This is a genomic window from Kribbella steppae (genome assembly GCF_004342025.1).
Taxonomy (GTDB): domain Bacteria; phylum Actinomycetota; class Actinomycetes; order Propionibacteriales; family Kribbellaceae; genus Kribbella; species Kribbella steppae.
Map to the genome: position 1 here is coordinate 452,028 of NZ_SLWN01000004.1, position 12,682 is coordinate 464,709.

14 protein-coding genes are annotated in these 12,682 nt (G+C 67.8%); 7 read left to right on the forward strand and 7 right to left on the reverse strand.

Features of this window, described 5'->3' with window-relative positions:
- Nucleotides 1–20: 20 nt before the first annotated feature.
- Both EV652_RS14125 and EV652_RS14130 read left to right on the forward strand, forming a co-directional pair.
- Nucleotides 21–305 (forward strand): hypothetical protein, encoded by a 285-nt coding sequence (locus tag EV652_RS14125; RefSeq protein ID WP_132209541.1) that lies wholly within the window; start codon nt 21–23, stop codon nt 303–305.
- A 125-nt stretch (nt 306–430) separates the two neighbouring features.
- Nucleotides 431–2,206 carry a glycerophosphodiester phosphodiesterase family protein gene (locus tag EV652_RS14130; protein ID WP_132209542.1) on the forward strand — a complete coding sequence of 592 codons (1,776 nt, stop codon included), beginning with the start codon at nt 431–433 and terminating at the stop codon, nt 2,204–2,206.
- A 10-nt stretch (nt 2,207–2,216) separates the two neighbouring features.
- Here EV652_RS14130 and EV652_RS14135 read toward each other — a convergent pair whose 3' ends face one another.
- Entirely contained in the window at nt 2,217–3,275 is a 1,059-nt protein-coding gene (locus EV652_RS14135) for a carboxylate-amine ligase (RefSeq protein ID WP_132209543.1), read from the reverse strand.
- 56 nt (nt 3,276–3,331) lie between these two features.
- Between EV652_RS14135 and EV652_RS14140 the strand changes: the two genes are divergently transcribed.
- Both EV652_RS14140 and EV652_RS14145 read left to right on the forward strand, forming a co-directional pair.
- Nucleotides 3,332–4,069, forward strand: coding sequence for a HipA family kinase (locus EV652_RS14140; protein WP_132209544.1), 738 nt, complete (start codon nt 3,332–3,334; stop codon nt 4,067–4,069).
- Complete coding sequence (locus EV652_RS14145; protein WP_132209545.1) at nt 4,066–4,452, forward strand: DUF3037 domain-containing protein; 387 nt, start codon at nt 4,066–4,068, stop codon at nt 4,450–4,452. The genes EV652_RS14140 and EV652_RS14145 overlap by 4 nt, the downstream gene beginning before the upstream one ends.
- On the opposite strand, the gene pgm is transcribed toward EV652_RS14145, so the two are convergent.
- A complete protein-coding gene (pgm, locus tag EV652_RS14150) occupies nt 4,449–6,071 on the reverse strand; it encodes a phosphoglucomutase (alpha-D-glucose-1,6-bisphosphate-dependent) (protein WP_132209546.1) in 1,623 nt (540 codons plus the stop codon). The genes EV652_RS14145 and pgm overlap by 4 nt on opposite strands.
- 52 nt (nt 6,072–6,123) lie before the next feature.
- Nucleotides 6,124–7,590 (reverse strand): fused MFS/spermidine synthase, encoded by a 1,467-nt coding sequence (locus EV652_RS14155; protein WP_132209547.1) that lies wholly within the window; start codon nt 7,588–7,590, stop codon nt 6,124–6,126.
- Nucleotides 7,591–7,667: 77 nt separating this feature from the next.
- Between EV652_RS14155 and EV652_RS14160 the strand changes: the two genes are divergently transcribed.
- Genes EV652_RS14160 through EV652_RS14170 form a run of 3 tightly spaced genes read left to right on the forward strand, consistent with a single transcriptional unit; the run spans nt 7,668 to nt 9,694 of the window.
- Complete coding sequence (locus EV652_RS14160) at nt 7,668–8,360, forward strand: maleylpyruvate isomerase N-terminal domain-containing protein (RefSeq protein WP_132209548.1); 693 nt, start codon at nt 7,668–7,670, stop codon at nt 8,358–8,360.
- Between the two features lie 34 nt (nt 8,361–8,394).
- Nucleotides 8,395–8,892 carry a VOC family protein gene (locus tag EV652_RS14165; protein WP_132209549.1) on the forward strand — a complete coding sequence of 166 codons (498 nt, stop codon included), beginning with the start codon at nt 8,395–8,397 and terminating at the stop codon, nt 8,890–8,892.
- 4 nt (nt 8,893–8,896) lie between these two features.
- The gene (locus tag EV652_RS14170) at nt 8,897–9,694 is read left to right on the forward strand and encodes a MerR family transcriptional regulator (RefSeq protein ID WP_199238176.1); all 798 of its coding nucleotides are present in this window, start codon (nt 8,897–8,899) and stop codon (nt 9,692–9,694) included.
- Here EV652_RS14170 and EV652_RS14175 read toward each other — a convergent pair.
- The 4 genes from EV652_RS14175 to EV652_RS14190 are packed head-to-tail and all read right to left on the reverse strand — an operon-like array spanning nt 9,691 to nt 12,258.
- A complete protein-coding gene (locus tag EV652_RS14175; protein WP_132209550.1) occupies nt 9,691–10,056 on the reverse strand; it encodes an MmcQ/YjbR family DNA-binding protein in 366 nt (121 codons plus the stop codon). The genes EV652_RS14170 and EV652_RS14175 overlap by 4 nt on opposite strands.
- 10 nt (nt 10,057–10,066) lie before the next feature.
- Nucleotides 10,067–10,693 carry a response regulator gene (locus EV652_RS14180; protein WP_242001778.1) on the reverse strand — a complete coding sequence of 209 codons (627 nt, stop codon included), beginning with the start codon at nt 10,691–10,693 and terminating at the stop codon, nt 10,067–10,069.
- A 10-nt stretch (nt 10,694–10,703) separates the two neighbouring features.
- A complete protein-coding gene (locus EV652_RS14185; protein WP_132209552.1) occupies nt 10,704–11,921 on the reverse strand; it encodes a histidine kinase in 1,218 nt (405 codons plus the stop codon).
- 25 nt (nt 11,922–11,946) lie between these two features.
- Nucleotides 11,947–12,258, reverse strand: a complete 312-nt coding sequence (locus EV652_RS14190; protein ID WP_132209553.1) for a hypothetical protein — start codon at nt 12,256–12,258, stop codon at nt 11,947–11,949.
- Between the last annotated feature and the right edge of the window lie 424 nt (nt 12,259–12,682).

The window sequence follows — 12,682 nt, forward strand, 5'->3', positions numbered from 1 at the left end:
GGGCCGCCATCGCCGTACGGATGATCGACAGCCGACAGTCGCAGCAACCGTCCATCCTCACCTGGGCCGGCGAGTGCATCCAGCCCGGTAGCCTGCAACTCGAGCCGGGCCGTACCTCGGCCACGATCGCCCGCGGGTCGATCAAGCCGGCCGCCACGACAGCCACTCCCGGCGGCTCGTCCGCGACTTGTCAGATCGATCTCACGCCTACTCGCCGTATCGAAGGCAGGCTCGACAAGGCGTTCAAGGACGGCTCCATCGCGGCCGAGAGCCAGTCCGTGCGACGGATCGTATCCGCTCCGTAGCCGGTCGGCGACACGCGGCGGTCACCCGCAAGCCTTTTCTCGGCTACCTTCACGAAGGCACAGGTATCCCTGTGGCAGCCAGCCTCAGGGGTATCCCGCCCACACCCCTCCGGAAGGAACCCCTCATGCGCCGCCTTACCCGCGCGCTGCTTCCGCTTGCCCTCGTCGTCGGGCTGCTGCCTGCCGCACCGGCCGTGGCCACCCGCGGCGACTTCGACATCCAGGCCCACCGCGGTGGCCTCGGGCTCACCGTGGAAAGCACGATCGCGTCCTTCTCGCACGGCCTCGCACTCGGCGTCAGCACGCTCGAGCTCGATGTCCAGATCACCCAGGACGGCCACGCGGTCGTCACCCACGACCGGCGCATCTCCGGCAGCAAGTGCAAGGACACCGCGCCGTACACCGCGGGCGACCCCGAGTACCCGTACGTCGGCAAGTACATCAACACGCTGTCGCTGAAGCAGGTCAAGCAACTCGACTGCGGTTCGCAGACGCAGCCGAACTTCCCCGGTCAGCAGCCCGACCCGGGTGCCCAGATGCCGGAGCTGCGCGACGTCTTCGCGCTGGTCCACCGGTTCCACGCGTACGGCGTGAAGCTGAACATCGAGACCAAGGTCGAAGCCGGTGCGCCGTCGGAGACCGCACCGCGCGAGCAGTTCGTCCAGGTCGTCTCGCAGGAGGTCCGGAGCGCACGGATCGCCCGGCAGGTGACCATCCAGAGCTTCGACTGGGGCGCGCTGATGCGGATGCGCCAGGTCGCGCCTGAGCTGCCGCTGGTCGCTCTGACGAACTACGACTTCCTGCAGGTCGGTCAGCCGGGCAAGTCGCCGTGGCTGGGCGGGATCGACATCGACGACTTCGGTGGCGATCTGGTGAAGGCGACCAAGTCCTTCGGCGCGTCGGCCATCTCGCCGGTGCACGGCTTCCCGCAGGACGGCAAGGTCACCGACCCGACCTACCGGCCGTACGTCACCGCCGACATGGTCAAGTCGGCGCACGAGGCCGGGATGAAGGTGGTGCCGTGGACGGTCGACGACCCGGCGACCATGGAGTCGCTGATCGACAAGGGTGTCGACGGGATCATCACCGACTACCCCGACCGGCTGCGTGACGTCGTACGGTCCGAGGGCTTCAAGCTGCCGCGCTCGTACGACGCTCCCGCCGTACGCGCGCTCGCGTCGGCTCATGCGCACAACGACTACGAGCACCGGCGGCCGCTGCAGGACGCGTTGGACCGTGGGTTCAGCAGTGTCGAGGCGGACGTGTGGCTGGTCGACGGCGAGTTGCGGGTCGCTCACGACCTGGAGAACGCCGTACCGGGGCGCACGTTGGAGAGCCTGTACCTGAAGCCGCTGGCCGACCGGGTGCGGGAGAACCACGGGCAGGTGTACAAGCACGGGCGCGACTTCCAGTTGCTCATCGACATCAAGAGTGACGGGCCTTCGACGTACGCCGCGATCGACAAGGAACTGACGAAGTACCGCGGGATCAGCACGGTGTTCATCAACGGGCGGGTGCTGAAGGGCGCGGTGACGTCGGTGATCAGTGGGAACCGGCCGCTCGACGTACTGAAGGCGCAGAAGGTCCGGTACGCCGGGTACGACGGCCGGCTCAGCGACCTGCAGTCGGGGATGCCGGCGTCACTCATGCCGCTGGTGAGTGACAACTGGACGAACAACTTCACCTGGACCGATCTGGGCCCGATGCCGACCGCCGAGCGGACCAAGCTGCACGACATCGTGGTGCAGGCTCACCATGCCGGCTACCGGGTGCGGTTCTGGGCGACGCCTGATGCGCGCGGTGCCGCGCGCGAGGCGTTGTGGAGCGAGCTGGAGGCGGCGGGGGTCGATCACCTCAACACTGACGACCTGCACGGGTTGGAGAGCTTCTTGCGCAACTAGGGCTTGATTTCTAGGGCCTGACTTCCGTGAGGGCGATGAGGTTCGCGCCCTCACGGAAGGCCTTGCGTTGGCGGACGGCTCCGTTGCCGGTGGTCAATACCCGCTGCAGTTCGTCGTCAACCAACTCGAGGTCGCCCAGTTCCTGGAGTGCTGGTTCGACGTGCTGGCGTAGTCGCTCGATGACCTTGGGCATCGGCATTGGTTCGGCGTTGCGGACGTCGAGGCCGTTGCCGGTGATGCCGTCGCGGGCAGCGAGCCAGTAGGCGGCGCGCAGTACTTCCGGCTCCAGGGTCGGGCCCTGTGAGCCGTCGTGGACGGCGGTCATCACCAACGCGCGGATGAGGGTCGCGAGAAGGACTGTCTCATTGACAGTCAGTGGTACATCGCTGACACGTACCTCGATCGTCTGCAGGTGTGAGGACGGCCGAATGTCCCAATACACCATCCGCTCGTCCATGAGAGTCCCTGCCGCCAGGTGCATCGCAACCAGCGCGTCGTAGTGCTCGACAGACTCCAGATACGGCGGCGGGCCGGCGCATGGCCAGCGGGTTGTCATCAGCCAGCGCCAACTGGCGAAGCCAGTGTCCTGGTCCAGATAGATCGGCGAGTTCGCCGTCAGCGCCAGCAATGCCGGCAGCCAGGGCCGTATGTGGTTACTGACTCTGATCGCCGCCTCTCTGTCAGGCACGTCTACATGTACGTGACAGCCGCAGACGCCCTGTTCCCGGGCCAGCAGCCCCCACCGCTCGGCCAGCTCCTGGTAGCGCGGCTTGTTCGTGATCGCCTGGGCCGCCTTGCCGTGGGGAGGTACGGCGATCGCGAGTAGCAGTGCACGTTCCTCAGCAGCGGCGCTTGCCAGCTTGGAGCGCATGTCAGACAAGTGCCCATGCAACTCAGTAGAGCTGTGACAGACAGGACTGTTGATCTCGACCATGGCCCTGGTCAGCTCGAGGGTGACGTCGAGGCCTTCTTCCAGGTCGTCGACGACCGCTTTGCTGCGTGGGAGTGGATCACCGGTGGCGGATACGAGCAGGAGTTCTTCTTCGACTCCAATGGCGGGGGGCTTCACTCCGAGCCGGTACCCGGGCGCCGAACCGAGGAAACGAGGTCACTAGGCTCTGCTGGGTGAGCCTGCCGACTGTCACCGCGACCCGCTACGTCCTGCCGTTGCGTGAGGGCGGCTCACTCCCTGGAGTTGTCGAGGGCAACGATCTCGGCACCTACGTGCTCAAGTTCCACGGCGCCGGCCAGGGCCCGAAGGCGCTGGTCGCCGAGATCATCGTCGGCGAGCTGTTCCGCCGCCTCGGCCTGCGGGTGCCGGACCTCAAGCTGATGCGGCTCGACCCCGTGATCGGCAAGTCCGAGCCCGACTTCGAGATCCAGGAACTGCTGCTCCGCAGCGCCGGCCTGAACCTGGCCGTCGACTTCCTCCCCGGCTCCTTCGGGTACGACGGCTCGGCCGGCAACCCGGGTGACGAGGGCATGGCCCGGATCCTCTGGCTGGACGCGTACGTCGCCAACGTCGACCGGTCCTGGCGGAACACGAACATGCTGGTCTGGCACAAGAACCTCTGGCTGATCGATCACGGAGCCGCGTTGTACTTCCACCACTCCTGGATGTCGGCGGAGAAGTTCGCCGCGCTCCCGTACGACGCCTCGGACCACGTGTTCTCCGTCGCCGCACCCGCCGTACCGGCGCTGGACGAGGAACTGGCGGCGGCGATCACACCCGCGTTGCTTACCCAGGTGATCGGGCTGGTGCCGGACGAGTGGATCGACGACGGGGATCGAGAGCGATACTTCAGCCATCTGACCGCGCGACTGGAGAATCGGTCCGCCTGGCTGCCGGGAGGTGCCCGGTGACTGCGGACCTGGTGCCCTTCGACTACGTGATCCTTCGGGCGGCGCCGCGGATCCACCGCGGTGAGTTCGTCAACGTCGGCGCAGTGCTGTACTGCCGAGCGCTGGACTTCCTGGGCGCCGCCTGGGACGTCGAGCCGACCCGACTGAAGGCACTCGACCCAGCGGTCGACGTGGATGTGGTGTGTGCGTCGCTGGAGCACATCCGGGCGATCTGCGCGGGTGATCCGAACGGCGGCCCGGCCGCGGCGACCCGGATCGGCGAGCGCTTCCGGTGGCTGGCCGCGCCCCGCAGTACCGTCGTACACCCCGGACCGATCCACAGCGGCCTCACCAACGACCCCGCCGCGGACCTCGACCGCCTACTCGACGCGTTCGTGCGCTAGCTCAACGCCGCAGAAACCACTTCACGAGCTTGGACGAAGACCTGCTCGAGGTGGTCGGCACCTTTGAAGGACTCGCCGTAGATCTTGTAGAGGTCCTCGGTGCCCGACGGACGCGCCGCGAACCACGCCGACTCGGTGGTGACCTTCAGCCCGCCGATCGCGGCGCCGTTGCCCGGGGCACTCGTCAGCCGGTCCACGATCGGCTCACCGGCCAACTCGGTCGCCGTGACCGCGTCCGCGGAAAGAGCCGACAGCTTGGCCTTCTGCTCGCGCGTGGCCGGTGCGTCCACCCGTGAGTACGCCGACGCACCGAACCGCTCCACCAGCTTCGCGTGAGCCTGTGACGGGGTCTCGCCGGTGATCGCGGTGATCTCACTCGCCAGTAGCGCCAGCAGGATGCCGTCCTTGTCGGTGGTCCACACGGACCCGTCGAAGCGCAGGAAGCTCGCTCCAGCCGACTCCTCGCCGCCGAAGCCGACCGATCCGTCGATCAGTCCAGGTACGAACCACTTGAAGCCGACCGGCACCTCCCACAGCCGCCGGCCGAGGTCCGCGACCACACGGTCGATCAGGGACGACGACACCAGCGTTTTGCCGACCGCAACCTCCGGACCCCACTGGCGGTTGGCGAACAGGTACGAGATGGCGACGGCCAGGTAGTGGTTCGGGTTCATCAGCCCGGCGTCCGGGGTGACGATGCCGTGCCGGTCCGCGTCCGCGTCGTTTCCGGTGGCGACGTCGTACCGGTCCCGCTGCGCGACCAGCGAGGCCATCGCGTACGGCGACGAGCAGTCCATCCGGATCTTGCCGTCGTGGTCCAGCGTCATGAAAGACCAGGCCGGGTCGACGTTCGGGTTGACCACGGTCAGGTCGAGGCGGTGCCGCTCGGCGATCGCGGCCCAGTAGTCGACGCTCGCACCTCCCAGCGGGTCCGCTCCGATCTTCACGCCGGCCGTGCGGATCGCGTCCAGGTTCAGCACCGACGGCAGGTCGTCGACGTAGTGGCCGACGAAGTCGTACTCCCCTGCCGCCGACCGGGCCTGGTCGAACGGCTTCCGGCGTACCTCACGGTTGCCGCCCGCGATCAACTCGTTGGCCCGGGCCGCGATCCAGCCGGTCGCGTCGGAGTCGGCCGGGCCGCCGTGCGGCGGGTTGTACTTGATGCCGCCGTCTCGCGGCGGGTTGTGCGACGGCGTGATGACGATGCCGTCCGCACCGGCGCCGGCACCGCGGTTGAGCCGCAGGATCGCGTGTGACACGCCAGGGGTCGGCGTGAGCCGGTCAGCACTGTCTACGAGGGTCTGTACGTCGTTGCCCGCGAGCACCTCGAGCACAGTCCGCCAGGCCGGCTCAGACAGGCCGTGACTGTCGCGGCCGACCAGCAGCGGGCCAGAGGTGCCCTCACCAGCGCGGTACTCGCAGACCGCCTGGGTGATGGCCAGGATGTGCGCCTCGTTGAACGCACCGTCCAGGCTCGAGCCGCGGTGTCCCGACGTACCGAAGACCACCTTCTGGGCGGGGTTCTCCACGTCCGGGGTGATGTCGTCGTACGCCTTCAGCAGCGCGTCGACGTCGACAAGGTCCTCGGGCTGAGCGGGCTGGCCTGCGCGTGGGTGCATGGTGACATGCAACAAGCACCGGCCCGAGAGCACAACTCCAGGGACCCGCGTCTCAGCTCGTGTACGGCGTGAGGAGCTGATCGACCGGGGCGTAGTCGTCGGTCAGCACCGGCGCGTCGCCGACGAACTCCGTCAGGTCGTCGCGCACCTGCATGGGCGGCGCAACTTTGGCGCGGATCGCGGCCACATCGATGGGCTGGTCCGAGGCGACCAGCACGAAGTTGCCGCCGGACAGACCTGCGAGCTCGTCCGTCCGGGCGATGACGGCGACGTGCGCGAACTCGGCCTGCAGGGTCTTGATCTGGGCCTTGGCGAAGGCGAGATTGCCGAAATCGATGACGTTGACCAGGTAGATGCCGTCCGGCCGCAGGACCCGGCGGATGTCCGAGACCAGCTCACGCGTGGTCAGGTGCCACGGCACGGACACACCACTGAACGCGTCCATGACGATCACGTCATCGCTGTCGGTCGCCTCGGCCCGGATGCCGAGCCGGCCGTCGCGGACCGTGACGTCCAGATCCGGACCGGTCCGCACCCCGAGCTCCTTCTTGTCCAGCTCGACGACAGCCCCGTCGATCTCGTACACCTTGTTGTGGCTGGCGGGTCGGGTCGCGGTCAGGTAGCGCGGCATGGTGAGGCCGCCGCCACCGATGTGCAGCGCGTCCAGCCGCCGGCCGTCTTCCCACGTGCCGTTGATCGCGGCGGCGAAGTTCTTGATGTAGTCGAACTCCAGGTGGGTCGGGTCCTTCAGGTCGACGTACGAGTGCCGCAACTGGTCCAGGTACAGCGTGCGCCCACTCTCGCGGTTGGGGTCCGCCGCCACCCGTGCGCAGTGGTACGCCGTCTCCACCTCACAAGGCCGTGGTGCGACCAAAGTCAGCGTGGCCCCGATCACTGCGAGTGCTACCGGCTTCACAGCCGCTTGAGCACCCCGCAGTACGACGGTCAACGCGGCTCCGGCGACCACCAGCAGGCCGCCGAGGGAGAGCAGGATCGTGCTGACCGGGACCTTCGACACGAACACGAAACCGGTCAGCACCGTGCCCGCGATCCCGCCGACCGTCGCGTACGCCGACAGCCTGCCGACGACCGTACCTGTCTCCGCCAGCGTTGCCAGCCGCAGCTTGGTCACCATCGGTGTCACGGCCGCCAGCAAGGACGCCGGCGCGAACAGTGCCACCGCGAGCACCAGGAACACCAGATCGGTACCGCCACCGCGCAGTGACTCACCGGTCCAGCGCACGATCGGGAGGATCAGCATCACCAGGGCACCGCCGATCAGGATCAGCGGCCCGAGCGTCTTCCGCGGCGGCACAGCGTCGGCGTACCGGCCACCCAACGCGGCACCGGTGGCGATCGCGGCCAGCGCGACCCCGATGACCGCCGTGTTCGTCTCCAGCGTCAGCCCGATGTACGGCGCCACCAGCCGCAGCGAAACCAGTTCCAGCACCATCACGGCCGCCGAACTACCGAACGCCAACCCAATGGCCAGCCGCGACCCCACATCACCCTTACTCACCGCGTCACCCTATCTGTCGATCCAATCGTCGCTTGTTCGTCAGTACTTCGAACGTCGGTACTTCGAAGGAGGTCGTCATGGATCCTGACCCTGTGACCAGCGCCCGGCTCTACGCCGAGACCCGGGAACGAGTGAGCGTTGCGGTCCTTGAGCTGAGCCCGTCCGATCTCGACCGGCAGGTGCCCGCCTGCCCGGAGTGGACCGTGCACAACCTGGTCTCACACCTGGCCGGTGTAGCAACGGACTTCGCCGCGGACAACCTCGACGGTGCGCCTCTACCGCCGTGGACCGCTGTCCAGGTCGACGCACGCCGTCGCCTGCCGATCGATGCCGTACTGGAGGAGTGGGCGTCCAGCGGACCGGCTCTCGAGCAGGTGATCCTGGATGGCACATCGGAGCACCCGCTGGTGTGCAACCCGTGGGCTGACGCCGGGACGCACGAGGCGGATCTGCACGGCCTCCTGGGGATCGGTCGACCACCGGAGGAGCTGTGGATGGCCGCGCTGGACTGGGCGCTCCCCGATCCGCGCCCGTCGGACGACGTACCCGGCACGCTGTCGATTGTCATACCGGATCGCATGTATGAGGTGGGCACCGGTACGCCTGTTGCACAGGTGCACACGTCGACGTACGAACTCTTCCGAGCCGTGTTCGGCCGCCGGAGCTTCGAACAGATCCGGTCGTGGAGGTGGTCGACTCCCGAGTACGCCGACGCCTGGAGCCGGGAACTCCCCCGCCTGCCGCAGACGGCCCGGTCTCTAGTCGATTGACCCTGACGTAGCGTGAGGCTCGAGCATCGAGGGCATGAGTGAGTACACCAGTCCTGTTCCGATGCCCGCACTCGACGCGACCCCGCCAGAGGTCTATCGGGAGATCTACGGCATGCCGATGTTCGTCACCATCCCCACCGGCGACCTGGCGGCGTCGAAGGACTTCTGGATCCGCGGGCTTGGGTTCATCGACCTCTTCTCGGCGCCCGGCGAGCAGGTGACCCACCTGCGCCGATGGGCGTTCCAGGACATCCTCCTCGTGCCCGGGCCGCCCGCGGGCGAGGCGTCGGAGCAGAGCATCAGCTTCGCTTGTGTGCTGGGACAGCTCGACGAAATCGCCACTCGTTGCGAGGACCTGGTCCCGGGGTGCACCGATGGTCCGCACCTGATGCCGTGGAACTCGGTCGAGCTGACCGTGACCACTCCGGAGAACGCCCGCGTCACGATGACCGCCGCCCGCCCGCTGGATCCGGCCAGTCCGCAGGCCGACAACCTGCGCGCGCTGGGCTTCGATATTCCCCTGACAAACTGAGTCGGTGACTCCTGACTCCGATGGGCTGACGGTCGGCCAGGCGGCGGCGCTGGTCGGCCTCAGCGTCCGGACACTGCACCACTGGGACACGGTCGGCCTCGTCCGGCTGACCGAGCGCACCCGGGCCGGCTATCGGGTGTACACGCCTGACGACATCGCCCGGATCCACCGGGTACTTGTCTATCGGGAGCTCGGCCTGCCGCTCGCCGAGATCGGCCTCCTTTTGGACGACCCGACCGTCGACGCGCGCGAACATCTCCGCCGGCAGCGGGCTCAGCTCACCGACCGCATCTCCCACTTGCAGACGATGGTCCACGCGGTCGATCGGATGCTCGCGGTATCGAGGTCAGATATGAGGCTGACGCCCCAGGAACAGGTCGAGATCTTCGGCACCGACTGGCAGCCCGAGTGGGTCCAGGAGGCCGAGGACCGCTGGGGCGACACCAAGCAGTGGACGCAGTACGTCGAACGGACCGGAGCGCTGACTCCCGACGACTGGCGCCAGGTCGCGGCAGACACCGAAGCCCTCAACGCAGATCTGGCCGCTGCTCACCGCGCGGGCGTCGTACCCGGCTCAGACGAAGCCAGCGCCCTCGCCGAACGCCACCGCGAGTCCTTCTCCCGCTACTTCGATTGCACGCATGCCATGCACGCTTGCCTGGCAAGGACCTTCGTCAGCGAGCCTGGCTACACCAGCTACTACGACTCCCTCTCCCCCGGCTTGACGGGCTGGCTGTACGCGATGATCTTCGCGAACACCTCGGCGCACGGCGTGGACCCCGAGTCCGCGACCTGGGGCTAGAGCTCAGTGCTGTCCAGCTTTGCGATCAACGACTTCGGAGCGATCTGCCGGTAGGCGCCTTCGACCAGGTCTTCGAGGTGCTCCCAGTCCACGTTCTCGACATCCAGGTACACCCCGAGCCAGCCGCGATGACCGACGTACGGCGGCCGGAAGAAGTGCTCCGGGTCCTCTTCGACCAACGACTCCTGCACGCCTGGCGGCGCCGCACACCACAACCCGACCCGGTCGTCGTGATGCTGGTTCGCGAACATCACGAAGACCTTCTTGTCCCGCACGAACCACGTCGGCTCACCGTGGCTCGGCCGCTCCGTCGCCTCCGGCATCGCCAGACAGAGCTCCCGCAACCGCTCCAGCGCCTCCATGTGTCCTCCCTCAGTGGCGTGGGCCTGGTGTCACCACACCGGCTTCGTAGGCGTAGACCACGGCCTGGGCGCGGTCCCGCAGGTCCAGCTTGGTCAGGATGTTGCTCACATGCGACTTCACGGTCTGCTCCGCCAGCACGAGTTCCGCCGCGATCTGCCGGTTGGACAGTCCCCGTGCGACTTGCCGCAGTACGTCGGTCTCACGCGGCGTGAGGTGGACCGGAGTGATCGGCATGACCGGCTGCACTCGTGCGAAGTCCTCCACCAGCCGTCTCGTGACAGATGGCGCCAACAACGCATCACCGGCCGCTACGACCCGGACCGCTGCCGCCAACTCGTCCGGGGTCGAGTGCTTCAACAGGAACCCGCTCGCTCCTGCCCGCAGGGCGGCGTACACATAGTCGTCCAGATCGAACGTGGTGAGCATGATGATTCGCGGCTGGTTGGGTGGGCCGGCGGCCAGGATCCGGCGGGTTGCGGAGAGCCCGTCCATCACTGGCATCCGCACGTCCATCAAGATCACGTCCGGGCGCAGGTCAGCCGCCAACTCGACAGCCTCGGCGCCGTCCCCCGCCTGACCGACGACCTCGAGGTCCGGCTGCGCGTCCAGCAAGGCGCTGAACCCGGCTCGCACCATCTCCTGGTCGTCAACCACCAGCACCTTGATCGGCACTTGCCACCTCCTCTCCCACCGGTATCGACGCCTCCACCAGATAACCGCCTTCCGGGGTCGGTCCCGCACTCACCGTCCCATCCAGCAGTGCCACTCGCTCTCGTATCCCGACCAAGCCGTGCCCACTGCCTGGCATTGGCAGCTCGTCCGACCGGGCCGGGCCGTTCCAGACCTTCAGCGCTAGGTCGTCGCCTTGGCGCCGTACTGTCACCTGCACTGCGGACTTCGGGGAGTGGCGCACTGCGTTGCTGAGCGCCTCCTGCACGACCCTGTACGCCGCCAACTCGACTGCCGGGTCCAGTCCGGTCGGCACCCCGTCGTCGAGGCGTACGTCTGCCCCGGCCTGTCTGGTACTCGCGACAAGGTCCTCTAGCTGGATGAGTCCCGGCTGTGGCCCGAGCTCGCCCATCGGCGGTTGTTCCAACGGCTGGTCCAGCGGTTGGTGTCGCAGCAACCGCAGCACTCGTCGCATCTCCGTCAGCGACGCCCGCGCCGCGTCCGCGATCTCCACGAACTCCGCCCGTACGTCGTCCTGCAGCGTGGGAAGGCGATGCGGCGCACTGTCCGCACGGACCACCACGACCGACAGGTGGTGCGCGACGACATCGTGCAGCTCACGCGCGATCCTCGCCCGCTCCTGCAGGCGCTCGCGCTCAGCCCGTTCCTCCTTGCTGATGCTCTCTTGCTCGACCAGCCGGCGACGCGTCTCCGCCCGCGACCGCAGCAGATCACCGACGACCACGGCGACACCCGACAGCACCGCCATGACGAACAGTTCGACCCAGTCGCCCCGTTCTGGTGCAAGAGCAGTCGCGACAGCCCCGAGCACTTGTATGACAATCCACCATGTCAGCAACTCGCGCCGCCCCAGCCCGCGTGCACCGGCGATCGCGAGGACGAACGAGGTGCCGAACGCTGCGGTGGTTGCCCACGGCCACGGCTCGCTCGGTGAGATCGGCACCGTCACTGCAGCTGTGATCGCCGTGGTGAGCAGGGAGACGACCAGCGCAGCCCGAGGCCGAAGCCACACCAGCGCCAGTCCCAGTGCTCGCGCCAGCCCCAGCACGAGGACGGCGCCCAGCGGCACGCGATAGTGCTGGCTCAGATCCAGCACAGTGAGGACCTCCAGGGCTGCGACGCCGAGCCCGGCGCCCCAGGCCCACCGCCCGCGTGGCCATTCGTTAGCGGTCACGTTCTGGACCCTAGTCCCCGCAGCGTCACAGTTGCTGGATCCACGACCAGATCAGCAGCATGCCGCCGGCGCACACCGAGATAGTTGCCGGGAGCACCCAGCGTCCGGCCAGTCCGTAGAGCCGTCGCACCAGCGCCGCATGCAGCCACCCGATCCCACGAAACACGAACAGCAACGCCCCGATGATCGGCACCGAGATCCCAGCGTGCGCCGCCCAAGCACCCGCCTTCGTCGGCCCGCCCCACGTCCCCGGCCCGAACGGTCCGTCCTCGACCAACCCGTAGAACGGTCCCCGCACAACCGCCATCACCAGCAACACCACCAGAAACCAGCTCACCGCCCCCAACACCGAACTCACCAACCCATACCCAAACAACTCCCCACCCCCAGGCCGAACACCCCCAACCTCCGCCCCCACCCGCTCACCTTCCACCGCCCGCCTCGCCCCCACCGGCTCAGACCTGACAGGCTCTCCCAACCCCACCGGCTCACGCTCCACCGCCCGCCTCGCACCCACCCGCTCAGACCCGACCGGCTCTCCCACCCCCACCTGCACCGGCTCGGCCGACCCCACCCTCTTGTTCTGCCGGTGGGATCGCGTCAACTGTTCCCATCGCCAGGCCGCCGTGCGGTCCTGCCCTGTCACCGCGTCGGCCATCGTCTGCGACCCGAGTACTACGAGCGGGCGTCGTACGCGATCCACCTCAGCAGGCGGTCCTGGATCGGAGCAGGCGGCCCGGGAAGGTGCCGCGCGGGTGCCC